The sequence below is a fragment of the Acinetobacter legionensis genome (genome assembly GCF_057165765.1).
This window is the reverse complement of sequence record NZ_CM169896.1, coordinates 163095-188255: the sequence shown is the minus strand read 5'-3', so window position 1 is coordinate 188255 and position 25161 is coordinate 163095. Positions and strand designations below refer to the sequence as shown.

General features: G+C 41.3%; 15 protein-coding genes, 2 tRNA genes and 3 rRNA genes. 5 read left to right on the top strand and 15 right to left on the bottom strand.

What is annotated here, in order from left to right; translation table 11 throughout:
- Positions 1–48: 48 nt before the first annotated feature.
- The 3 genes from AC2G3J_RS00900 to AC2G3J_RS00890 all read right to left on the bottom strand — a co-directional run bounded on the left by AC2G3J_RS00900 (position 49) and on the right by AC2G3J_RS00890 (position 2998).
- Positions 49–729 carry an ion channel gene (locus tag AC2G3J_RS00900; protein WP_336953611.1) on the bottom strand — a complete coding sequence of 227 codons (681 nt, stop codon included), beginning with the start codon at positions 727–729 and terminating at the stop codon, positions 49–51.
- A gap of 219 nt (positions 730–948) precedes the next feature.
- Positions 949–2664 carry a cation acetate symporter gene (locus tag AC2G3J_RS00895; RefSeq protein WP_336953610.1) on the bottom strand — a complete coding sequence of 572 codons (1716 nt, stop codon included), beginning with the start codon at positions 2662–2664 and terminating at the stop codon, positions 949–951.
- Position 2665: 1 nt separating this feature from the next.
- Positions 2666–2998: a DUF485 domain-containing protein gene (locus tag AC2G3J_RS00890; RefSeq protein WP_336953609.1), complete on the bottom strand. Its 333-nt coding sequence runs from the start codon at positions 2996–2998 to the stop codon at positions 2666–2668.
- A 185-nt stretch (positions 2999–3183) separates the two neighbouring features.
- Here AC2G3J_RS00890 and AC2G3J_RS00885 point away from each other — a divergent pair, with 185 nt between their 5' ends.
- Complete coding sequence (locus tag AC2G3J_RS00885; protein WP_336953608.1) at positions 3184–6675, top strand: PAS domain-containing hybrid sensor histidine kinase/response regulator; 3492 nt, start codon at positions 3184–3186, stop codon at positions 6673–6675.
- A 441-nt stretch (positions 6676–7116) separates the two neighbouring features.
- On the top strand, positions 7117–7884 hold the full coding sequence (locus AC2G3J_RS00880; protein ID WP_034612732.1) for a hypothetical protein: 768 nt from the start codon (positions 7117–7119) through the stop codon (positions 7882–7884).
- 85 nt (positions 7885–7969) lie between these two features.
- On the opposite strand, the gene AC2G3J_RS00875 is transcribed toward AC2G3J_RS00880, so the two are convergent.
- The 8 genes from AC2G3J_RS00875 to AC2G3J_RS00840 form a co-directional block, all read right to left on the bottom strand.
- Positions 7970–9214 carry an esterase-like activity of phytase family protein gene (locus AC2G3J_RS00875; RefSeq protein ID WP_419819856.1) on the bottom strand — a complete coding sequence of 415 codons (1245 nt, stop codon included), beginning with the start codon at positions 9212–9214 and terminating at the stop codon, positions 7970–7972.
- Between the two features lie 166 nt (positions 9215–9380).
- On the bottom strand, positions 9381–10523 hold the full coding sequence (locus AC2G3J_RS00870) for a PQQ-dependent sugar dehydrogenase (protein ID WP_483770544.1): 1143 nt from the start codon (positions 10521–10523) through the stop codon (positions 9381–9383).
- A gap of 479 nt (positions 10524–11002) precedes the next feature.
- Positions 11003–11117 (bottom strand): 5S ribosomal RNA (gene rrf / locus AC2G3J_RS00865).
- A 182-nt stretch (positions 11118–11299) separates the two neighbouring features.
- Positions 11300–14190, bottom strand: a 23S ribosomal RNA gene (locus AC2G3J_RS00860).
- Between the two features lie 336 nt (positions 14191–14526).
- Positions 14527–14602, bottom strand: a tRNA-Ala gene (locus tag AC2G3J_RS00855).
- Between the two features lie 44 nt (positions 14603–14646).
- Positions 14647–14723, bottom strand: a tRNA-Ile gene (locus tag AC2G3J_RS00850).
- Positions 14724–14782: 59 nt separating this feature from the next.
- Positions 14783–16321, bottom strand: a 16S ribosomal RNA gene (locus AC2G3J_RS00845).
- The 16S, 23S and 5S rRNA genes sit together here with 2 tRNA genes alongside, the layout of an rRNA operon.
- Positions 16322–17169: 848 nt before the next feature.
- Positions 17170–17784, bottom strand: coding sequence for a TetR/AcrR family transcriptional regulator (locus AC2G3J_RS00840; protein WP_336953742.1), 615 nt, complete (start codon positions 17782–17784; stop codon positions 17170–17172).
- An 86-nt stretch (positions 17785–17870) separates the two neighbouring features.
- Between AC2G3J_RS00840 and AC2G3J_RS00835 the strand changes: the two genes are divergently transcribed.
- The gene (locus AC2G3J_RS00835) at positions 17871–19079 is read left to right on the top strand and encodes an oxygenase MpaB family protein (RefSeq protein WP_336953743.1); all 1209 of its coding nucleotides are present in this window, start codon (positions 17871–17873) and stop codon (positions 19077–19079) included.
- Positions 19080–19195: 116 nt separating this feature from the next.
- Here the strand turns inward: AC2G3J_RS00835 and AC2G3J_RS00830 are convergent, their stop codons facing one another.
- The 4 genes from AC2G3J_RS00830 to def form a co-directional block, all read right to left on the bottom strand.
- Positions 19196–19438: a DUF4199 domain-containing protein gene (locus tag AC2G3J_RS00830; protein ID WP_483770543.1), complete on the bottom strand. Its 243-nt coding sequence runs from the start codon at positions 19436–19438 to the stop codon at positions 19196–19198.
- A 42-nt stretch (positions 19439–19480) separates the two neighbouring features.
- A complete protein-coding gene (locus AC2G3J_RS00825; protein WP_483770542.1) occupies positions 19481–21553 on the bottom strand; it encodes a TonB-dependent copper receptor in 2073 nt (690 codons plus the stop codon).
- Positions 21554–21623: 70 nt separating this feature from the next.
- Positions 21624–22130, bottom strand: coding sequence for a DUF2946 family protein (locus tag AC2G3J_RS00820; RefSeq protein ID WP_390883735.1), 507 nt, complete (start codon positions 22128–22130; stop codon positions 21624–21626).
- Positions 22131–22199: 69 nt separating this feature from the next.
- Positions 22200–22730, bottom strand: a complete 531-nt coding sequence (gene def / locus AC2G3J_RS00815) for a peptide deformylase (RefSeq protein ID WP_004723400.1) — start codon at positions 22728–22730, stop codon at positions 22200–22202.
- Positions 22731–22853: 123 nt separating this feature from the next.
- Between def and AC2G3J_RS00810 the strand changes: the two genes are divergently transcribed.
- Entirely contained in the window at positions 22854–24005 is a 1152-nt protein-coding gene (locus AC2G3J_RS00810; RefSeq protein ID WP_419360044.1) for a LysM peptidoglycan-binding domain-containing protein, read from the top strand.
- Between the two features lie 23 nt (positions 24006–24028).
- Entirely contained in the window at positions 24029–25156 is a 1128-nt protein-coding gene (gene dprA, locus AC2G3J_RS00805) for a DNA-processing protein DprA (protein ID WP_336953746.1), read from the top strand.
- The last annotated feature ends 5 nt before the right edge of the window (positions 25157–25161 follow it).

Genomic DNA, 25161 nt, shown 5'->3' with positions numbered 1-25161 from the left:
TTAAATTAACATTTTCAACAATTTACTAAATGTAACAAGATCATTAACTCATGATTTTGGTTTGTTTTCAATATATTGCAGGGCAATCATCCGTGAGACGATCAGGGCAAAATACATCACGCCACAGAACATTTGCAACATTGAAATCACCCGCGCAGCAGGTGCAACAGGAATCAAATCAGACAATCCTGTGGCCGATTGCAGACTAAAACTAATGAATAGTAAATCCAGCCAAGATTGGTAGTCTGCAACATGATTTGGGTTTTGAAAGCTCTGTGGAACCATCAATTGGCAGATACTGTATAAAAAGGCAAATCCCCATGCGATCAGGGTAAATACCGCACCCGCAGCAAACAACTCATCTTTGGTTAAATAACGATCTGCAAACATATAGCGGATTAGGCCATATGCTGCACAAAAATAAGCGGCTGCTTCAAATGAATGTGCAAAGATTTGCAAAGTAACAGAATGAAAACCGATCAGCATCAGAAAGGACAGTACAAATGCCCCTGTGACAAAGGTTAAGCCCAACAGTGTAAATGTCGGTGTTTGTCGAATCACTTTGGCAATAATCAATAATGCAGAGACACCCAGTAACCAAGTTAAAATTTGATAACTTCTACTGGCATTGGTATAGACAGATAAAACTAAAATAAGCAGCTGGACCAACAATAACCATGCTGACGGTAATTGTTTAAAACCTTTCCAAAATTCGAGCATTGAACGCATATTTTCTGATTCTGATTGTTCTTTTAAACATTCAAATTAACATATTCATTGGGTTTCTTAAATCCTTTCAATTTTTCGTGATCATTCAACTGATCAATCAGCATAAAACCAAGCTTAATATGGCTTAAAGGCTGAACCTAGGATGATTGAACTCTGGCTTTGCATCCTCCATAAAAAAACACCTTCGAGAAGGTGTTTTTTAGGCTGATCTCCAATCACTTAGTGATCTGAAGCACCAGAGATACCAATACCTGTTTGTGAACGTACAAACTGTGCATCAAATGCTTTGCGCTCTGCCTCTGCACGTGCAGATTTGTCTGTCACAGAGAACAACCAACAGCAGATGAATGCTAATGGCATTGCAAAGATTGCAGGACCATTGAATGAGTTGATCGGAGTATCAGAGATTTTTAATGTGTCTACCCAAACTGCTTTAGACAAGATAATTAAAGTCACCGCTGTCACTAGACCGACAACACCACCAACAACAGCACCACGTGTAGTCAAGCCTTTCCAGAACATTGAAAGAACCAATACTGGGAAGTTTGCACACGCCGCAACAGAGAATGCTAAACCTACCATGAAGGCAACGTTTTGTTTCTCGAACAAAATACCTAAAATCATCGCAAAGATCGCAAGACCAAGTGTTGCAATCTTCGACATACGTAATTCAGATTCAGGAGTTGTTTGACCCTTTTTCAGTACGTTTGCGTATAAGTCATGTGAAATTGCTGAAGCACCTGACAGTGTCAAACCTGCAACTACCGCAAGAATCGTTGCGAAAGCAACTGCTGAAATAAAGCCCATGAACAGATCGCCACCTACTGCATCTGCAAGGTGTACCGCTGCCATGTTGTTACCGCCAACTAATTCTAGTTTGCCAGTTACAGCCATTTTTGCAACATCAATAAATTGTGGATTGTTTGATACGAAAAGGATCGCACCGAAACCGATAATGAAAGTTAATAAGTAGAAGTAACCAATGAAGCCTGTTGCAACAACTACAGATTTACGCGCTTCTTTGGCATCTTTAACTGTAAAGAAACGCATAAGAATGTGTGGTAAACCTGCTGTACCAAACATGAGTGCTAAACCAAGTGACAAAGCATCGAGTGGGTTTTTCGCCAAACTGCCTGGCCCCATAATTTTGGTTGCATCATCAAGACTGACATCATGTACTTTTGCAAATACATCAATAGACTGTCTGAACATTTCAGAGAAGCTATAACCGACAGAATGCATCACCATGAACGCCATGAATGTTGCACCTGAAAGTAACATCACTGCTTTAATGATCTGTACCCAAGTTGTTGCCAACATGCCACCGAAGATCACATAAGCCATCATCAGAAGGCCAACAATCACAACTGCGATGTTATAGTTCAAACCAAATAACAGTTTGATCAGCTGCCCTGCACCCACCATTTGAGCAATCAAATAGAAAGCCACAACAACAAGCGAACTGATTGCTGCAAGTGTACGTACTGGTTTTTCTTCTAAACGGAAAGAAACCACGTCAGACAGGTTATATTTACCTAAGTTACGTAGGCGCTCAGCAACCAAGAACAATACGATTGGCCAGCCAACCATGAAACCCAGTGAATAAAGCAAGCCATCAAAGCCTGAGCTAAACACCAATGCAGAAATACCTAAGAACGATGCAGCAGACATATAGTCGCCTGCAATCGCTAAGCCATTTTGGAAACCTGAGATACCACCACCAGCGGTATAGAAATCTGCGGTATTTGTGGTTTGTTTTGCAGCCCATTTGGTAATGAACAAAGTTAAACCAACAAAAATTGCAAACATAATGATTGCATGCCAGTTGGTTGCTTGCTGTTGAGCTTCACCTAAATCTGGGCCTGCTTGTACAACAGTAGAAAGCAGTGCAGTAGATGCAAGAGCTGCTTTAGTCTTTAAAGAGTTCCATTTCATCTTAGTGCAGTCCTTTTTCGTGGGTGATTGCTTCTACTTCTTTCATTGCATCTGCATTCAGTTGATCCAATTTATTGTTGGCAATATATGAATACACACCACACAAAACGAAAGATAAAACAATAATTCCCAGACCTAAAGGAATCCCCCAAGTAGTTATACCACCACTAAATGAACTCATTAAAAATTCTTTGTTATAGCCTACTAAAAGCATAAAGCCAACATAAACGAACAACATAATTGCAGTTAATGTCCAGCTCAATTTACTTTTTTTAGCAACCATTTCCTTGAATTTTGGATTTTGTAGAATCGCCTCTACCTGTCTCTCATCCATAACCATGCTCCTTGATAAGCGACCAGAACACTGGTTGCTTTTTTTAATATTTTTTTACATGGTCAAAATTAACAATATTGTGGGGTTCTCGTAACTTAGACTTTGGTCGTTAAATTTTGAGCAAAATAAACGAGACAGTTCATGGATGCGTTATTATAGGCGCAGATTTTTATACTGCAGTCCTTATGAACAGTTGGTTAATTATAGGGGTTCTGGCCCTTTACATCCTCATTCTATTCGTTTGTGCTTTCTTTGGTGAGAGGCATGCGAGTCGATTAAGTACGCGCGGCAGGATGCTTCTCTTTAGTCTAACATTGGGCGTGTATTGCTCATCTTGGACGTTTTACGGGGCAACAGGTGCTGCAGTACGTGAAGGGATTATTTTCCTGCCGATTTATTTAGGACCTTTATTATTTGTCTGGCTGGGTTATGACATCTGGCGTCGCTTAGGTCGTGTGCGTCAACATCATGCGATTTCTTCGATTGCCGACTTTGTGGCAGCACGTTATGGTAAAAGTGGAACATTAGCATCCTTAGTCACAATCTTGGCTGTAATCGCCATCATTCCTTACTTAGCACTGCAATTACGCGCCATTGCGCTTAGCGCTTCCGTCATGCTCGATCACAATACCCAAGTAGTTTCCACCACCACCAATGGGGTGCTTGGTCTTACTGCTGTATTAGCGATTTTAGCGATGATGTTTGGAACAAGACAAATCGCCAATACGGAACAACATGGCGGTTTAATGCTTGCTGTCGCTTTTGAATCATTTGTAAAACTATTTGCCCTGCTTTGTGTGGCATTTTTCTTTATTTTTGATCATCCACAAAATATTGTACAAATCTCACAGGATGTGCAAAAGACTTTTCATGAAGTACAACTGTTTGGTGTGCCAGACACCTTCTGGGTTCAAACGTTATTAGCTTCATTGGCAATTATCTGTTTACCCCGTCAGTTTCATGTTGCAGTGGTTGAATTACGCGATGAAAAACATATTCGTGGTGCAAGACGTTGGTTTGCTGCCTATTTGATTCTAACCATTATTGCTATTATTCCAATCGCCAGTTGGGCTCTTCATGCAGCACCCAAATATCTAACTATTCCTGATGTTGCAGTACTCTCATTGCCGATTAGTTATAATCAAGACTGGTTATCGTTACTGGCATTTTTAGGCGGCTTTTCAGCGTCAACTGGTATGCTTTTAGTATCCTCTGTGGCACTGTCCATCATGCTCAGTAATGACTTGATTATGCCTTCTCTATGGAAGTTTGGCATTCTTTCCCGTCATGACAAACGCTTACCACAAGTACTTAAATTTACTCGTCGTGTTTGTATTTTAGCGGTGATGCTACTCGGTTTTTTATTCTTCCACTTCTTTAATGATATTGACCAACTATCCACCTTTGGGCTATTGGCATTTAGTGCGGTTGCTCAATTTTCGCCTGCGCTCATTGGCGGTTTATACTGGCGTGGGGGAAGTCGCCAAGGGGTTTATGCAGGTTTAGTCGTTGGCTTCATACTTTGGTCATATACATTATTATTACCCACGATTTTACGTAGCCTACCTGTTGAATATAGCCAATTTGCACATCAATTTTTGATGTTTGGACCTATAAATATTGAATGGTTAAGACCAGAAGCCTTATTTGGCTTTGAATCTTTTGCCCCGCTTACACATGGTGTCATCTGGGCACTTGGCTTAAATATTACCTTATATATTTGGGTCTCTCGTATTTATCGCCCAAGTATTGCTGAACAAATTCAGGCAGAGAGCTTTTTCTACTATGAAACTAAGCCCTTACCTACACAAAACACCTCTACTGATATTAATTACTTACACCATGATGTCGCTAAACTTAAAGTCGGTGATCTGATTGCACTTGCTAAGCGTATTACAGGCGAAGGCCCAGCAACCCACGCATTTCAACAGTTTTGTACTATGAATAATGTGGTGCTCAATGAGAATAGTAGTGCCAATGGGATGTGGTGGCGGTTTACTGAGCAATACCTTGCAGGAACAATCGGTGCAGCCTCAGCACGAACACTACTCACCACAGCCATGGTCAATAATGGCTTGGCTTTAGGTCAAGTGGCAAATATTCTCGACCAAGCTTCACAATGGCAACGTTTTAACCAAAATCTCATCATGACCATGATTGACCACATGACCCAAGGGGTGAGTGTGGTTGATGAAAACATGTGTTTGGTCGCATGGAACAACCAATATTTAAAACTGTTTGATTATCCAAAAGATTTAGTCTATGTCGGTTGTCCCATTGCCGATTTGATTCGTTACAACGCTGAACGTGGCGAATGTGGTCCAGGCTCGGTAGAAGAGCATGTACGTAAACGAATACATTGGATGAAAGTCGGTAGCGCTCATGAATTTGAACGGATTCGTAAAGATGGCCGTGTGATTCAAATGCGTGGTAACCCCATTGAAGGGGGTGGTTTTGTCACAACCTTTGCCGATATTACCGCATTCCGTGAAAATGAAGCGGTACTAGAAGCACGCGTGTCTGATCGTACCCAACAGCTTGCAAATGCCTTATCTGAACAACAACTGGCACGTGAGCAAGCCGACAAAGCTAATATGTCAAAAAGTCGCTTTATTGCAGCAGCTAGTCACGATTTGCTTCAACCAATGCATGCAGCACGCTTATTCAGTACTGCTTTAGAACAAAGCGTACAATCAGATGAAGACCGTAAAACCTTACAGCAGCTTGATCGTGCCTTACATGGTGCCGAGAGCATGTTATCTGCCCTTTTGGATATTGCTCGATTGGAAGGTGGTTCAATCCAACCGAAACGCCAAGCTTATCCGTTGCATGATTTATTGAGTGATTTAGAACTACAATTTAAATCAATCGCCGCACAACGCAATATCCAATTGCATGTCCATGATGCCCAATTCTGGATTGATACCGACCCACAATGGATCCGTCGTATCATCCAAAATTTTGTCAGTAATGCCTTACGTTATACTGCTCGTGGACGTGTGATTGTTGGTGTATTGCGCGCGTCTAATCGTCCAAATCATATCCGTATCGGTGTATGGGATACAGGTCCAGGGATTGCAGAAGAGCAACGCATTAAGTTGTTTCAAGAATTTGAGCGTTGTGGACATACCTCGCCATGGGGTGAACAAGGGCTTGGACTTGGGCTAGCAATCGTGCAACGTATGACCAGTTTGCTTGATTATCCTGTACATGTTTACTCTGAGCTTGGCAAAGGCTCATGCTTTATGATTGATGTGCCAATGGTAGCAGCACCTAAAGTCGTTTCAACACCTATACAAGCGGTACCATTAAAAGCCAAAGCTTATAAAATCTTATGTTTAGACAATGACGATACAATCTTAGAAGGTATGGCAACGCTACTGACCAAATGGGGTTATCAAGTGTTTAAAGCCACTGAACCTGAACAAGCTTTGGAAATTATTCAAAAAGAAAACATTCAAGTCTGGTTGGTTGATCAGCATTTAAATCATGGTAAAATTGGCTTAGATTTTATTGTCGAAAACCGTCAGGAAAATGTTCCGTCAGCACTGATTACTGCAGATTCTGATCCTGAATTACCTGAGCGTGTTAAAGACCTCAACGTGGTGTTGTTGAAGAAACCATTGAAACCTGCTTCTCTACGTGCATGGTTATCTGGCTTGAAGATTTCTAAATAATCTTCCACTACTTTCAACCTATTTCAATTTATTGATCACGTTCTTCTTTAATGTTTTGAAACATTTACAACCTCTTGATCGTTACATTCTAGAGGTTTTGTAACGCAATTTTTTAAGTGGAATAGCAATTTTTTTTAAGCTTTGTGCAAAAGCATTCAAAAAAAAGCAAAACTCGAACCCATTTATTGACTAAAAACTTCAAAGCCTTCTTTTCTATGGCAAATAACATCAAAATAGTAAATATACACTTGTATAGTTAGTTACAATTTTTTATTTATATGATTTTAAAAAATAAAAAAACCTTTTCCTCTTCATCTACAACTTTAGTCGTATTCCTATTGCATCTCAGATAAATCAAAAATTACTTCAAGACAAAATCACGCTCATGTTTAGGAAAACAAACACAGCGCTTGAATTCAATTTTAAATAGGATTTTTAACCATGAATATTTCAGAAACTGTTCCACATGGGCTACACCAAGCTCAACAATTTCATCGTCAATATGGTGCAAATGCAATCTTGCCTGAAATTGACTGGCAAGATCTTTTTAAACATAGCAAACTCCACGACACACAAATCCAAGCACTCAACACGATTTATCAAGCTGCTGTGCCTTTAGCACTTCAAGTATTTGAGGAATTAAAATTTGATGTGTTTACCCCTGTTGCTTACCATCCTCAAGGCTTAGGTCTATTTGATAAATTAGCGCAACAAGAAGAAAAGCTGGTTCAACGTCTCGAAGATGAATGCGAATGCTTAAATGATGAAGTTCGCCATCAAGTGTGGAGCATGTTACTGCGTGGCGGTGCGGTACTGGTCTTTAAAGCATGGTTAGGTAAAGTAAAAACTGGGGAAAATATCTTAGATATGACCCAATTTGATGAATTATCAGATTTGCTTTTTATCAAAACCTCTCCAACAACATTAGCAGCTCGTTTAAAAATCGATGCACATGCAGATTACGACCATGTTTTCCTGATGTATGGCAATGATGTGTTTCTAGACCGTTTTAATAGCTTAGAAGCAGCTGCGTTATTTGTAGATTTAGGTGTTTATGATGCAGCATTCTTAAGTCTACGTGATGACCGAGTTGCAGATTACCTAAAATCTAAAGGCTATGTCACCCATGAACAAATTGAAGATTTAAAATGTGCTTTAAATCCATTGGGTTGCCCTGATCAAGTTTCGAAACAAGACTGTTTAGCTTAATCCCTCATACTTGAATGATGTAGAAAGAAAGCCAGTCAATTGACTGGCTTTGTTAGAGTGAAGCACCAATATATTTTATCGCTTATTAATACAACGCTTTAGGCAATTTAATCTGAATAATTTCATTATCATCCGCACGCTTTGCATTTCGTCCTGATGAACCGGGGAAGTTATTGTCATTTAAAACAGTTAAAGTGTTTTTATTTTCAATAATCACATCTTCAATGGTTTCAAATGGAAAAGCAAAAGTTGTTGCTGTACCAATATCCCCATCTCGCGCTGTACCATATAAATTATTCGGGTTGGCAATATTCATAAGATCAACTAAGTCAGAACGTTTTACTGCTTTACCAGAATCCCCTAATTCAATTTGAATCAGCTTCTTATAACCATCTAACTTGTTTTGACTCGCATCACGCTCAATGATAATGCCAGACTTATCATCAAACATTTGGAAGTCACCAATATTGGTCGCCTTGGCATTCAAGGTAAAATAATAATATCGACCAGTATACGCTTTCTTCTTCACATCAAATTGTGAGATAAGCAACTGTTGTGTTGTCTCGCCTTTTAACGGTTTTTCTAACAAAGGATATAAATATTGACCATCCTTAGACAATGCCATTCCTTCAAAGCCACCACTTTGCAGAACCAAAGGCTCTACATAGTTTAGGTTGGCTTTATTCAATTGATTTTGCGGAGAACGTAATTCCACACCAGCTTTCAATGGATGAGGTAATGCTATCGGTGCATCAAGCAGTATTCCATCTTTATCAAAATGCAGTAAATATGGTCCAAATTCATCACCAATCCAATAGGTACCGTCCGCAGTACGTTGAATCGATTCAGGATCAAAATCTGCCCCAGTAAGCAAACGATCAGTGCTGTTTTGATTAATGATTGTAAATGGAATTAATTTATTGGGATCACGAAGCTGAACAAAGCTCATCACTTGAACTTTTGCTGATCCTGCCGATTTCGTCCGAAAATCAGGTTTTACTTGATAAATACGTAGTAGAAAGTCAGATGAATTGTCTTGTGTACCAAAGCCATTATCTGCCATGACCATATAAGTGCCATCACCGTTCTTTACAGCACCCGAGAAACCTTGAACTGGCTGACCTTTAAAAGGCGGGAATATGCCATTGGCGCCCTTTACAAAGGTACCTGAGTTTGGGCCAGCTGCATAAGTTTCGACATCAAGTTTGGCAAATGAAACCAAGGTCGGTACGGAGACAGATGATTCAAATGAGAAATCCTTGTCATCATCATTACATGCGGTTAAAGCCAATATGCCTAACGCTAAAACAGAGTAAGCAATTTTTTTCATAAAGGTCTTTTTTATTGATTTAAATGAGCTTTATTAGAAACCAATAGCATGACATTTTGAGGTCATTTCAATGACAATACTGCGTCAGTTTTATAATACGTAGACATGCTTCACTCATCATATAAGCATTAGTAGGCTGAATAATTCCTTAATTTAAATTAATTTTTTACTTAGGCAACAATCTTAATAGCCCCGCACTTTTCCCATCTTCCAAAACCCAAATCGAACCATTATGCGCGGGATGAATATCTCGAATGCGTTGCTGCATGTTCAAACGCTGTACCTCACGAACAGGCTTTGATTCAGTATCAACCACAATAATCGCCTCTGAAGATAACCCACCAATCAAGGCTTTATGATTCCATTTCGGAAATAATTCCTCTTGATAAAAGACCAAACTGGAGGGTGATATCACTGGTGTCCAACTGATTTCTGGCGCTTTAAATTCAGGACGTGTCGCATGATCGGGAATGGATTTTCCTGAATAATGATCACCATTGGAAACAATAGGATAACCATAATTTTCGCCCTTCTTAATCAGATTTAACTCATCTCCTCCTTTAGGCCCCATTTCAACCACCCACAATTGATCCTTCGCATCAAAAGCCATACCTAATGGATTACGATGACCCAACGACCATACTTGTTTTGCAATCTCACCTTGTTGAGTAAATGGATGATCTGCAACAACAGTACCATCATCATTCAGTCTTAAAACTTTGCCTAAGTTTGAATTCATATCTTGAGCAGGATCAAATTTCTGGCGTTCACCAGAACTAATCCAGAGCTTGCCATCCTTTGCAAAAATCATTCGATGTGCATAATGCCCTTGCCCTGAAACTTTAGGAACTTGTTTCCAAATTTTTTTGATATTGATTATTCGGGGATTTTTCTCTTGAAGATTTAATTCACCACGAATCACAACCGCACCATATCCCCCTTTTCCTGTTTCGGCATAACTTAAATAAATTTGATGATTGTTTGCAAAATCAGGATGTAGAACAATATCGCCTAAGCCCCCTTGCCCACCATAAGCCACTTCGGGAAGCCCTAAAATTTCTATACTTTTCAATGTAGAAGGATCAAACAGTTTTAACTTTCCTCTCCTTTCGGTAATCAGTAAACGACCATCAGCCAACTCAGCCATTGCCCAAGGTTCATCAAATGTCGCGACTCTTTTGATCTGATAGCTCTGGTTAATTAAAGAGTTATCCTTAGTGGTTTGATTATTTTGAGCATTACATGCACTCAACAAGCTACAGCTGAGCAATAGGGGCAAATAGATTAAGCACTGTCGAAAAGCCTTCATTTTAAATTCCCTCAATATTGTTATGACTTATCGATTTATTTTAAACAAAAGTATCCATCTCACCATTTCATATTGGTAACTGAGCGAATTGGGTCTTAATTTTTAATTGGATCATCTTGTAAGCTTTAACCTACAACAATCGCAGTGATTAGCGAATATACTGACCTAGACATTGCGCTTATCATACAAAGCATAAAGAGACAGGAAGTCTCATTGAGAATAAGAAAACACACAGGACGTGAGATTCGACAGGAGTCAAATCTAACACACCAATACGAAGAAAACCCCATCATCCTGATGGGGTTTTCTTTTTGCATTTACAAAAATGTATTAATTTTCAGTTATTTATGCACTTTAATTCTTGTGCGTATTTCTATTTACTTAATATGACTAGATCTCTTTCATTCCGACCGATAATAAGCACTGCGCATAAAAAAACACCCCGTTCTCGCTAGAGACCGGGGTGTTTTAGATTTAAAAGCTGGCGATGACTTACTCTCACATGGGTAACCCCACACTACCATCAGCGCTAAGAGGTTTCACTTCTGAGTTCGGGAAGGGATCAGGTGGTTCACTCTTGCTATTGTCGCCAGCAAACTGTTATGGACTTGTTCGGGTCTTATTTAAATGCCTTACTTCGTACCAAATGAGTTTAACAGAACATTTGAGTTGAATATTTTAACTAGCTTTACAACTAAATCAAGTATGTTTGATCTTTTATGAATCAAATGATGCTTACTTCTTTCGAAGTTCGTATACAACTGCTTGGGTGTTGTATAGTCAAGCCTCACGAGCAATTAGTATTGGTCAGCTTCATGCGTCACCGCACTTCCACATCCAACCTATCAACGTCGTAGTCTTCAACGGCTCTTTAGAGGACATAAAGTCCTAGGGAAATCTTATCTTGAGGTAGGCTTCCCGCTTAGATGCTTTCAGCGGTTATCCCTTCCGAACATAGCTACCCGGCGATGCGACTGGCGTCACAACCGGTACACCAGAGGTTCGTCCACTCTGGTCCTCTCGTACTAGGAGCAGATCCTCTCAAATTTCCAACGCCCACGGTAGATAGGGACCGAACTGTCTCACGACGTTCTAAACCCAGCTCGCGTACCTCTTTAAATGGCGAACAGCCATACCCTTGGGACCTGCTTCAGCCCCAGGATGAGATGAGCCGACATCGAGGTGCCAAACACCGCCGTCGATATGAACTCTTGGGCGGTATCAGCCTGTTATCCCCAGAGTACCTTTTATCCGTTGAGCGATGGCCCTTCCATACAGAACCACCGGATCACTAAGACCTACTTTCGTACCTGCTCGACTTGTGGGTCTCGCAGTTAAGCGCGCTTTTGCCTTTATACTCTACGCGTGATTTCCGACCACGCTGAGCGCACCTTCGTACTCCTCCGTTACTCTTTAGGAGGAGACCGCCCCAGTCAAACTACCCACCAGACATGGTCCTCGTCCCGGATAACGGGACAGAGTTAGAACCTCAATATTACCAGGGTGGTATTTCAAGGATGGCTCCATAGCAACTGGCGTCACTACTTCAAAGCCTCCCACCTATCCTACACAAGTAAGATCAAAGTTCAATGTCAAGCTGCAGTAAAGGTTCACGGGGTCTTTCCGTCTAGCCGCGGGTACACCGCATCTTCACGGCGAATTCGATTTCACTGAGTCTCTGCTGGAGACAGCGCCCCCATCATTATGCCATTCGTGCAGGTCGGAACTTACCCGACAAGGAATTTCGCTACCTTAGGACCGTTATAGTTACGGCCGCCGTTTACTGGGGCTTCGATCAAGAGCTTCGCTTACGCTAACCCCATCAATTAACCTTCCAGCACCGGGCAGGCATCACACCCTATACGTCCACTTTCGTGTTTGCAGAGTGCTATGTTTTTAATAAACAGTTGCAGGGGCCTGGTTTCTGTGGCTGCCAATAGCTCAAGGAGCAAGTCCTATCACCGTCAGCAGCGTACCTTCTCCCGAAGTTACGGTACCATTTTGCCTAGTTCCTTCAGCAGAGTTCTCTCAAGCGCTTTGGTCTACTCGACCTGACCACCTGTGTCGGTTTCGGGTACGATTCCTGTGTAACTGAAGCTTAGAGACTTTTCCTGGAAGCATAGTATCAGCCACTTCGCTAGTAAACTAGCTTGCTATCAGCTCTCAGCATAGAGCACCCCGGATTTGCCTAAGATGCATGCCTACTGCCTTTCACCTGGACAACCAACGCCAGGCTGACTTAACTTTCTCCGTCCTCTCATCGCATTACACAGAAGTATTGGAATATTAACCAATTTCCCATCGACTACGCCTCTCGGCCTCGCCTTAGGGGTCGACTCACCCAGCCCCGATTAACGTTGGACTGGAACCCTTGGTCTTTCAGCGTGCGAGTTTTTCACTCGCATTGTCGTTACTCACGTCAGCATTCGCACTTCTGATACCTCCAGCATACTTCTCAATACACCTTCATCGGCTTACAGAACGCTCCCCTACCACGTATACTAAGTATACATCCGCAGCTTCGGCATATAGTTTTAGCCCCGTTACATCTTCCGCGCAGGCCGACTCGACTAGTGAGCTATTACGCTTTCTTTAAAGGGTGGCTGCTTCTAAGCCAACCTCCTAGCTGTCTATGCCTTCCCACATCGTTTCCCACTTAACTATAATTTTGGGGCCTTAGCTGGCGGTCTGGATTGTTTTCCTCTTGACTACGGACGTTAGCACCCGCAGTCTGTCTCCCGGATAGTACTCATAGGTATTCGGAGTTTGCATCGGTTTGGTAAGTCGGGATGACCCCCTAGCCGAAACAGTGCTCTACCCCCTATGGTATTCGTCCGAGGCGCTACCTAAATAGCTTTCGGGGAGAACCAGCTATCACCGAGTTTGATTAGCCTTTCACCCCTATCCACAAGTCATCCCCTGGCTTTTCAACGACAGTGGGTTCGGTCCTCCAGTTAGTGTTACCCAACCTTCAACCTGCTCATGGATAGATCACCCGGTTTCGGGTCTATACCCAGCAACTAAACGCCCTATTAAGACTCGATTTCTCTACGGCTCCCCTATACGGTTAACCTTGCTACTGAATATAAGTCGCTGACCCATTATACAAAAGGTACGCAGTCACCGAACAAGTCGGCTCCCACTGCTTGTATGCATGCGGTTTCAGGATCTATTTCACTCCCCTCACAGGGGTTCTTTTCGCCTTTCCCTCACGGTACTGGTTCACTATCGGTCAGTCAGGAGTATTTAGCCTTGGAGGATGGTCCCCCCATATTCAGACAAGGTTTCACGTGCCTCGCCCTACTCGTCATCATTATATGTGCCCTTTCGTGTACGGGACTATCACCCTCTACGGTAGCACTTCCCAGAGCTTTCCGCTAAAACACATATAACTTAATGGGCTGATCCCCGTTCGCTCGCCGCTACTGAGGGAATCTCAATTGATTTCTTTTCCTAAGGGTACTGAGATGTTTCACTTCCCCTCGTTCGCCTCGCATGACTATGTATTCATCATGCGATACCTACCTTATGGTAAGTGGGTTTCCCCATTCAGAAATCTCCGGATCACAGGATATTTGCCGCCTCCCCGAAGCTTATCGCAGGCTATTACGTCTTTCATCGCCTCTGACTGCCAAGGCATCCACCACATGCACTTAATTACTTGACTATACAACCCCAAACAGTCGCTAATCCCTACAAGGAGGATCAACAATATGGATTCAACCACTTCTATTTGTTGCCTGTGAATTTAATCACTATACAGCTTCAATTTAATTCATATACCAAAACGCTTGATTCAGTTTTATCGCTAGTTCTCATTTCATTCAATATTAACAATTGCTTGCTAACATCAACTAAAACGAGTTAAACAATTATTTCAACTCAAATATATTCTGTTAATGATTCACTACCGCCTCGTCAGCGAGTAGTTAACTGTGATAAATCACAGAACTTAATAAGCTATCGGCTTACTAAGTTCTGTAATCACTTAGTCTGTAATTAGTGGTGGAGACTAACGGAGTCGAACCGTTGACCTCCTGCGTGCAAAGCAGGCGCTCTACCAACTAAGCTAAGTCCCCAGCTTAAGATCTTAATATATCTGCTCTTCTGTGTTCAGTAGACTTGGTGGGTCTGACAAGACTTGAACTTGTGACCCCACGCTTATCAAGCGTGTGCTCTAACCAACTGAGCTACAGACCCTCAGATACATCAATGAAGAACAACTTGTTGTGGATTCTTACCAATCGTCAATCTTTCGTTAAGGAGGTGATCCAGCCGCAGGTTCCCCTACGGCTACCTTGTTACGACTTCACCCCAGTCATCGGCCACACCGTGGTAAGCGTCCTCCTTACGGTTAGACTACCTACTTCTGGTGCAACAAACTCCCATGGTGTGACGGGCGGTGTGTACAAGGCCCGGGAACGTATTCACCGCGGCATTCTGATCCGCGATTACTAGCGATTCCGACTTCATGGAGTCGAGTTGCAGACTCCAATCCGGACTACGATCGGCTTTTTGAGATTAGCATCCTATCGCTAGGTAGCAACCCTTTGTACCGACCATTGTAGCACGTGTGTAGCCCTGGTCGTAAGGGCCATGATGACTTGACGTCGTCCCCGCCTTCCTCCAGTTTGTCACTGGCAGTATCCTTAAAGTTCCCACCCGAAGTGCTGGCAAATAAGGAAAAGGGTTGCGCTCGTTGCGGGACTTAACCCAACATCTCACGACACGAGCTGACGACAGCCATGCAGCACCTGTATGTAAGTTCCCGAAGGCACCAATCCATCTCTGGAAAGTTCTTACTATGTCAAGACCAGGTAAGGTTCTTCGCGTTGCATCGAATTAAACCACATGCTCCACCGCTTGTGCGGGCCCCCGTCAATTCATTTGAGTTTTAGTCTTGCGACCGTACTCCCCAGGCGGTCTACTTATCGCGTTAGCTGCGCCACTAAAGCCTCAAAGGCCCCAACGGCTAGTAGACATCGTTTACGGCATGGACTACCAGGGTATCTAATCCTGTTTGCTCCCCATGCTTTCGTACCTCAGCGTCAGTATTAGGCCAGATGGCTGCCTTCGCCATCGGTATTCCTCCAGATCTCTACGCATTTCACCGCTACACCTGGAATTCTACCATCCTCTCCCATACTCTAGCTTCCCAGTATCGAATGCAATTCCCAAGTTAAGCTCGGGGATTTCACATCCGACTTAAAAAGCCGCCTACGCACGCTTTACGCCCAGTAAATCCGATTAACGCTCGCACCCTCTGTATTACCGCGGCTGCTGGCACAGAGTTAGCCGGTGCTTATTCTGCGAGTAACGTCCACTCATCCTAGGTATTAACTAGAAGAGCCTCCTCCTCGCTTAAAGTGCTTTACAACCATAAGGCCTTCTTCACACACGCGGCATGGCTGGATCAGGGTTCCCCCCATTGTCCAATATTCCCCACTGCTGCCTCCCGTAGGAGTCTGGGCCGTGTCTCAGTCCCAGTGTGGCGGATCATCCTCTCAGACCCGCTACAGATCGTCGCCTTGGTAGGCCTTTACCCCACCAACTAGCTAATCCGACTTAGGCTCATCTATTAACGCAAGGTCACAAGTGATCCCCTGCTTTCCCCCGTAGGGCGTATGCGGTATTAGCATCCCTTTCGAGATGTTGTCCCCCATTAATAGGCAGATTCCTAAGTATTACTCACCCGTCCGCCGCTAGGTCAATTACCGAAGCAATCTCCCCCGCTCGACTTGCATGTGTTAAGCCTGCCGCCAGCGTTCAATCTGAGCCATGATCAAACTCTTCAGTTAAAAATCATTAGTGACTTAAGGTCACAATTCTGGCTCATCAATGTACTGACAAATTCTCTCAAATAAACTTCGAGTAATTTAAACCAATCAATCAATGATAATATTTCGATCAATCAATCAGTAAAAATCCACACAAGTTGTTCTTCATATTCTCTTAATGATCTTCTCAATACTTCGTCAGCATCAAGCTAGGTCGGCTATACTACTCTCTATCTCTAAAAAGTCAATCTATAATGTTAATTATTTTTTCCAACAAACCCAACTCCAATCTCATCTTAAAATCTCAATTCGAAATCTTAACAACTTAATCAAGTGCCTGATTTATCAGAAGTTTTATTTAACATCACCGCCGATGGATGTGCATTCTACAGCATTAACAAACCAACACAACCCCTTTTTTTAATTATTTTTCATTTTTTCTATCACTTGCTTATTTATTCCTCTAAAACAGCACTTTTTCTTTAAAAATCTGCTTTTTTGCATAAAAACACAGCAATAAAAAAACCAATACCCCCATCATATATTCGCTAAAACAAGTAAAACGGCCTCTTGTATGCCCCTAGCATTGTTATAAATACAATTTAATAGAGATACGGCGATTAAAATCTATATAAGGAGATAGATCAGTTTTATTATTAAATAGAAGCATCCAACAATTCCCGATAAATAGATCAATGTTCTGCCCCAACTCAAACAATTAGACTCGCTAAAACCAACACTATAAAACTCACTCTATAAAACCAACTCTATAAAATGGGTTCTATAAAACCAAGCTTTAGTTGTATTTGGATGTATGTCTATATAGATCAAGTACAATCTATGGATCCTTACCACCATTAAAGACTATCTTAAAGCGGATTAGGGCTGGCGCCTTGCTCTAAATAAGCCAGAATCATCAAAGTTAATTCTTTTTTGAGCTGCTGTTCTGAAATTAGAAAATTATTATGACTGACATAACGCATCATTGTAAAAAGCGTACTATTGATAATCACAAAGGATTTATTTTTAAGTACTTCAAAACTCCAATGATTAAAAAAACGGCTAAATACATACAATCCCACTTCATAGAAATGCTTTTCTAGCACTTTTGCTGCTTCTGAATTGTTATAACCATGCCAATGTTTCAACACTTCAATAAAAAAACCACCATCAGCTTTCATCATGTCAAAACCGAATTGAATACTAAGTGGAATAATTTCTTCTAAGCTCAATCCTTCTTGGCTAATCGCAATGTGTTTCAGTGCAAGCCCCAACTGCTCACTTTTACGACTTAAAAGCTCCTGAATAATTTCTTCTTTGTTGCCAAAATACTGATAGATAGAACCAACACTGACACCTGATTTTTCTGAAATTTTGGGTGTGGTGACATTGATTAAGCCATATTCAGCAACACATAATTGAGTTGCTTCCAAGATACTATCTACGACATTTCGAGCACGTTGTTGTTGTGGTTGTTTTCTCATCTTGCGGTTTACTCCAAAATGCGAATTGAATGCGAATAATTATTCATATTAGAGTTTGACTAAACAATAATCAGGTCATGCTCAAAATGCAAACATTAATTAAGCCACAACGCCTTGCCTCATTTGAGACCATGGCACAAACAAATATGAAGTCTAAGCTTTTTTATTATTTTACAGACCAGCAGCTACAACCCAGTTATGACGAATATCTTTCACTCAATCGTGCCTTACAGACTGGTGATATCGCGATGGATAAAGTTATGGATTGGGTAATGACTAATCCAAGACAAAATAGAAAACTTTTTGAAACAGCCCTGTATCAAGGTTTGGATAAACTTCCCAATGATATCCCTGAATTAACTGATTTTTTTAAAATGGTTGAACAAGCGCCGACTTGGCTTGATCCAGCTAAAATTGAAACGGCAATCAAATTTACTCATCGCTTAGGGACAAATGGCACTTTTATTTTACGCGATGTGGCTTTAATGACGGGTTATCAATACCCAGGTTTTAATCAACCGTTAATTATGACGGGTGCTTTACATAAATATGCGGGGAAACGCTTAGCTGAAACCCACAAATGGTGGCTTGATGTCAATCAACAAGATAGTTTCTCTCGTTTTAATAATGGTTTTACTTCAACCATTTATGTGCGTTTTATTCATTCGCTGGTACGGCATCAACTCAATAAATCCAAAGACTGGGATAACGATATTTGGGGAGCGCCGATCAATCAATATGATCAAGCCATGACCAATATCGCATTTAGTGCGGTGTTACTTCTCGGTGTCAGAGCCATTGGTATTTTTCCAAGCAAAATCGAATCAGAAGCCATCATGCATTTTTGGAAATATACAGGCTGGTTAATGGGAGTAGATGAAAAATGGCTAGTCAGCAAAGAGTCTGACGCATGGAAACTACTGCAATGGATGAATTATGCCCACCCCAAGGCCGATGAAAGTAGCAAAGCTTTAGCCATCAGCTTATCCAAAGAGCCTTTTGAACGACACTACAAACACTTCAATTCCTTTTTGCAAAAAAAGGCCTATCAAAATCATTTGGATATTACTCAGTTTTTTATTGGGCAACGTAAAATGAAAAACCTAGGACTCAAGCCACGTACTTTGGCTTGGTATCCGCTTTATTTAATTGCAAAAAACACCCTGCTCTACCGTGGTGCTAAACATATCGACAAACTGGATCAATATTTGCAACAGAATGGTCGTGCAGAACAAGAATATGCACTCAAACTTTATCAAAATGCGGGGAAACAGTTAGCGAGTATGCATCAGTAAGATCTATCCAGCAAACGCACTTTATCATCAAATAGAAACACTCGAAAAAACAAGGGGAAGCCAATTGGCCTCCCCTTGTTTCACATTACATGACTTCGCGTCACATTACCCATTCATCAATGAGAATGTGTTGCTTCAGAAGCCGAATGTTCCATGTTTGGCATACTTTCATGACTCATCTTAGACATATCATGTTGCTGAGCTGCATTCTGTTTTTGGCTTGGCATATAGTCAGGCTCGTTGGTAATCGCCAAATAGAAGATTCCCATAAAAATACAGCTTAAAATAATTGCGATTATCAGCAATTTCCATCCCCAAAACGATTTTTCAGGTGACAACTTATTACTGTCATTACTCATAGAACATCCTCATATTTCTGTAAAAATTCAGTTTTAAATCAATTAAAATTTCATGCTAATACGAGCCCAATAATTACGCCCTGTATTATTAAATTGTTGAGTACCGACTTGACCATCCGCACCTACACCCAATTTGTTTAAATGCTCGGTATAGGTTTTATCTAAGATATTGTCGACACCAACAGCAAGATTTAGATCTTTTTGAATGTTATATGACGCATTCAATGCCAAGGTGGTAAAGCTTTTACTTTCACCAGTGTCGTAACCGACAATATTACCTTGATTTAAGCTAATACGATCTTGTTTCGCCACTGCACGCCATAATAAACCTAAAGAATATTTATCTTGAACATAACGTAAATTCAAACGACCTTCTAAAGGCGCAATTTGTGGCAATGGTTTATGTGTATCAGTATTTTCGCCCCATGCATACATTGCACTTAAATCCGCTTGAATCGCATCAGTAAATTGATAACCGATCCCCGCTTCAGCACCCGCGATAGTTGCATCGACATTTTTTGCCCCAGCACTGAATGAAGAACCGTGATCATGCCCACCCATTCCAGCTTTTGGATGATTATGATAACTCAATAAAATAAAGTCATTAATCAGCCCTGCATATGCTGATGTCCATACACTCAATGCATCATGTTGGTATTGATAACCGAGATCCAACTGTAAAGTTTTTTCAGTATTTAGATCATTAAACGTCGGTTTAGACATACCAGTATTACCATGTGCAGTACTGAATAGCTCCCAATAATCTGGAACCCGTTCCACATAACCTAAACCAATATAAGATTTGGCATTATGTTCAGGATATTGATTTTCTAAACGAATAAATGCACTTGGCAAAGTTTCTTTACGTTGATCATTCAGTTTTAATGCATCAATTTTAACTTGATCAATTCGTGCACCTGTCACCAATTTATAAGCATCATTGAATCGATAGGTCATTTCTCCGAAAGCACCATAAGATTGGAAGCGCATATCCTCTCTAAATGCAATATTCATGGATGGCATGGTGGGTGATGACATACTGCCACCATGTTTGTTCAGCTGAGAATCCACCCCAGTAATTAAACTGAGCTTATCCCATTCACTGGTCATGGCTAAACGACTATTTAAAGTACGGCGTGTCACCTGCATTGCCATTGGATTCGACACCATTTGATGTGTATTCATATCATGTATCATTGGTGGAGTACGTAAACTAAAGTTATCCATAATATGGTCGTTATAACTATAGTCCACTTGCCCTTCGAGTTTTTTAATCACAGGGCTTAAATTCTTCTTTTCAACACGTAAGCCTAAGCTTTCACGTGCAAATTGAGAACCATCCATGGTTCGGCCTGCGTATTCAGCCTCACCATCGGCTTTACCACCTGTCAGTTCAACCCATGTATCTTCATCGGGTGTCCAGCCTAAGGCTAAATCAGTATTCCAGCGTTCCCAAGAAGAAGGTACTTTGTTGCCATCACCATCCTCATAGCTGTTTGACTCAGAACGATTGGCATTGATACGCATATACTTTTTACTGTCACCTACAACAGCTTCAATATTGTGATCCAAACGTCCAAAAGAACCGGCTAAAACACTGGCTTGACCTTGATAATTTTTATCATCTGTTAAGGTTGGTTTTTGACGTTCAAAAATCACCGTGGCTGCTGAACCTGTATTGGCATATTGGACTGTCTGAGGCCCTTTTACCACCGAAATACGGTCAAAACTTTCAGGTTGAATATACGATGTAGGTGCATCCATGCGTGCAGGACATGCGCCTAGATTTTCGGTACCATCTGTTAAAATTTTAATCCGTGAACCAAACATGCCGCGGAATGTGACATCTCCATTGGTTCCACCGCTTTTAATCGAATTAAAGCCTGCAATACTTTGCAAATAATCAGCACCATCTGTGGCAGGTACAGGTTGAATCGGCTGTTTTGGATCAGCATGAATAATCAAACCATTGGCATCATTATTTAACTGTGCTGTAACCACGATTGGAGCAAGTTGAGCTGCATGTTCCTGATCGTGTGCAAACGTCGCTGTAGAATAACAAGCAACACAAACCGCAGCCGCTAAAGGCTGTAAAAAGAATTGAGGTTGAGCCATTTTCTTTCTCTTACATCATAAATTAAACAAGGCTGGAGTCAATGAAGACCCTAAAAATTAAGTTTTTGATTTATGCGAAAAGTGGCGGGGCTCGCCCTTGAGGAAGTAAAAATAAACGTTGCAATACAAAATAGACATGTCGAAATGCTTTTTGAAATGCAACCAGTCGCACTTGAATACGATCTAATATTTCTTTGACTTCAAGTTCAGGAGGTAAAACCAGATTGCCATAGACTGTACAGTATTGGCACTGGTGACCCGCATCATGGTGATGTGAACTTGGTTGCTCTGGCACTGCATGCTCAGCATGGGCCAACAGATGGTCATGACTGGCAGCTTCATGTGCAGAAGATACAGATTGATGTTGATGATGAGTGCTATGTTGATGCTTTTCGTAGAAATGACTTTGTACTAAAGCTTGAGTAATAGTTTCACAGACCGGCGCAATTTGATATTGCTTCGGTAGCAAAGGCTGTAAAAATACAGCAATCTGTAAAAAAACTGCGGTAAAACCGAGCAGTAAACCTATTCTCAACAAAACGTTCGTCTCAACATTTTTCGAGCCAGAGTATAACAAAGCCCAAACAAAATTGGGCTTTGTATTGCAGGAAAATTTTAAAAGTTTTTAAAATTCAACTGACTCAGATCAACGTTTTGCTGGAACTTTTTGCTTTTCACGCTGACGAACCACTTTTTCCACTTTTTCACGCGCACGTTGACGCTTTAAAGGGGATAAGTAATCCACAAATAATTTACCGTTTAAGTGATCCATTTCATGTTGAATACATACCGCCAATAGATCATCCGCTTCGACTTCAAAAGCTTGACCTTCAAGGTTAATTGCTTCAATTTTAACTCGTGACGGACGCTCAACTTTATCGTATATTTGAGGAACAGAAAGACAGCCTTCCTCATAAGATAAGGTTTCTTCTGTAAGCGGTGTTATTTTGGGGTTAATGAACACCATAGGTTGGTCTTTGTCTTCAGACAGATCCATTACGATAAGCTGAATATGCTGATCGACCTGTGTAGCAGCCAGACCAATACCTGGCGCTTCATACATGGTTTCAAACATGTCTGCTGCTAACTGGCGAATTTCATCAGTTACCACATCGACAGGTTTTGCAATGGTGCGTAAACGGGGATCAGGAAAACTTAAAATAGGTAATAAGGCCATACTGTACCCTCTGTTGCTATGCCATTGATCTTAAAACTAAATGAAGAATATGCTTCATTAAAAAAATGTGTGTAATATGCGTATTATAACGCATATAGAGACATAATTTTAGGAATTATGATAATGAAAAAGGTTTTAACTGGCATAACGAACTTTCATGCCAAGGGGTTCAAGAAACAATTACTTGCTGTGACACTATGTTTAAGTGCAGGATTCACTTACATGGAAATCACACACGCAAGTCCAAACACCAATCCACCTGCACTGAAATCCAGCGCACCCAATGTCTATGTGGTGAAACGTGGTGATACGTTATGGGATATTGCGGGGAAATTTTTAAGCAAGCCTTGGCGCTGGCCTGAAATCTGGGCAAGCAATAAGCATGTTAAAAATCCACATTGGATTTATCCTGGCGATAAATTATTGTTGTGTACTCTAGATGGTCGCCCACTGATTGGTGTAGATGAAGGTGATGGTTGTGATGGAATTATCCGTCGTCATCAAGGTGGGACATCTTTACGCCCTCAAATACGCGTTGAATCCTTAAATAATGCGATTTCAGTGATTCCATTATCAGATATTCAACCGTGGTTAGAACACAGTATTGTAGTCAATCCTGAATCTTTACAGAACATTCCTTATACCATCGGTGCTGCTGATAATCGTGTTATTACGGGTGCAGGACAAACCGTTTATGCGCGTGGAAATGGCTTAGTCGTGGGTCAACGTTATGGGATCTATCGTGAAGGCAAACCTTATACTTTCCTCAATGCTGAAGGCAAAAAGTTTAATGCGGGCATGGAATTAACTGAGGTTGCTTCTGCAACTGCGGCGGCTGGTGAAAATGATGTAACCACTCTTGAGTTAACCAAAAGTTATAATGCTGAAGTGCGTAAGGGCGATTATGTCCTGCCAAGCTATGATGCCGAATTACCAAGTTTGTTCTATCCAACCACCACCAATGAAGTCACCAGTGGCGGTAAAGTGGTTCGTGTACAAGGTTCAATTGGTACAGCAGCGCAATATAGTGTAGTCACCATTGACCGTGGGAGCTTACAAGGTGCTAAACCTGGACAGGTCTTTAGTATTTACCAACAAGGTGAAACAGTCCGTGACCCAAAAACCAAAGAGTCGGTGAAGCTACCAAGTCAAAAAATTGGTACACTGATGATCTTTAAGAGTTTTGATCACCTCAGCTATGCCTATATTTTGGAAAGTAATTTACCTATTAAAATGGGTGCTGAAATTAAACCGCCTGCAATTGCAGACAATTAAGTTTTTCATGATGTGATTTAAATATGTTGAAGCAAATATCCAATGACCAATATGATGCCATCAGACTTTGGTATTTGGTTCAACATTCGCTCAGCGCTTTTCGTAAATTAGAAACACATTTTGGTTCCATCGTAAAAGCACTGCAACCTGAAAATTTAAACCGCTGGTCTGAAGCTAAAATTCATAAAAACCATCTTGAAAGAGCCAAGGAATTTCTCACTGCGCTTGGGCAATCCAAATTTCAAGTTTGCTTCGATAAAATTCAACAGCATACTGATTTTATTCTTTTAGATACTGATCCTCATTACCCTCAACAACTTTTGCCTTATCATGATCATCCCCCTATTCTGTTTGGTAAAGGTTCATTCCAAAATCTAAGTCAACCACAAATCGCCATAGTAGGTAGTCGAAAGGCCAGTCCTCATGGAAAACAAGTGGCTTATGATTTTGCTTACTATCTGAGTGAAAAAGGCTTTTTTATTACCAGTGGTTTAGCGTTGGGAATAGATGAAGCTGCACACATGGGTGGACTAAAACATCATCGAACTATTGCTGTGATCGGTACAGGCTTAGATCTGGTTTATCCGAGCCAAAATAGACAGTTACAAGAGCAAATTTTGCAACATGCAGGAACAATCCTAACTGAATACTTACCAGAAACTCAGCCTATTCAACGAAACTTTCCTTATCGTAATCGAATCGTGAGTGGTTTAAGCTTAGGTGTTGTTGTCGCAGAAGCCCAACTCGGCAGTGGTTCACTGATTACGGCGCAAGCCGCCGCCGAACAAGGCAAAGTGATTTTTGCAATTCCTGGGCATATTTATGGAGAACATCATCAAGGATGTCATCAACTCATTCGTGAAGGTGCTATTCTGGTCGACCATCCAGAACAGATTGTTGAAGATCTAGCACTTCCAACCCAATGGCACTGCGCACAACAACCTGAATCCCAATCCCCAATGCCACAAATTCCTGAGCATTTATTTAACCTATATCAGTTGCTGGATTGGATTGGACAAGATTTAGATACCCTCGCTCAAAGTTCAAATTTAAAAATAGCACAACTCACAAGCGATCTCATGGAATTAGAACTTCTGGGTCACTGTATTCAACAATCTGGGCTGTACTTACGTTGCCGAGTCAGTTATTAAGGTTC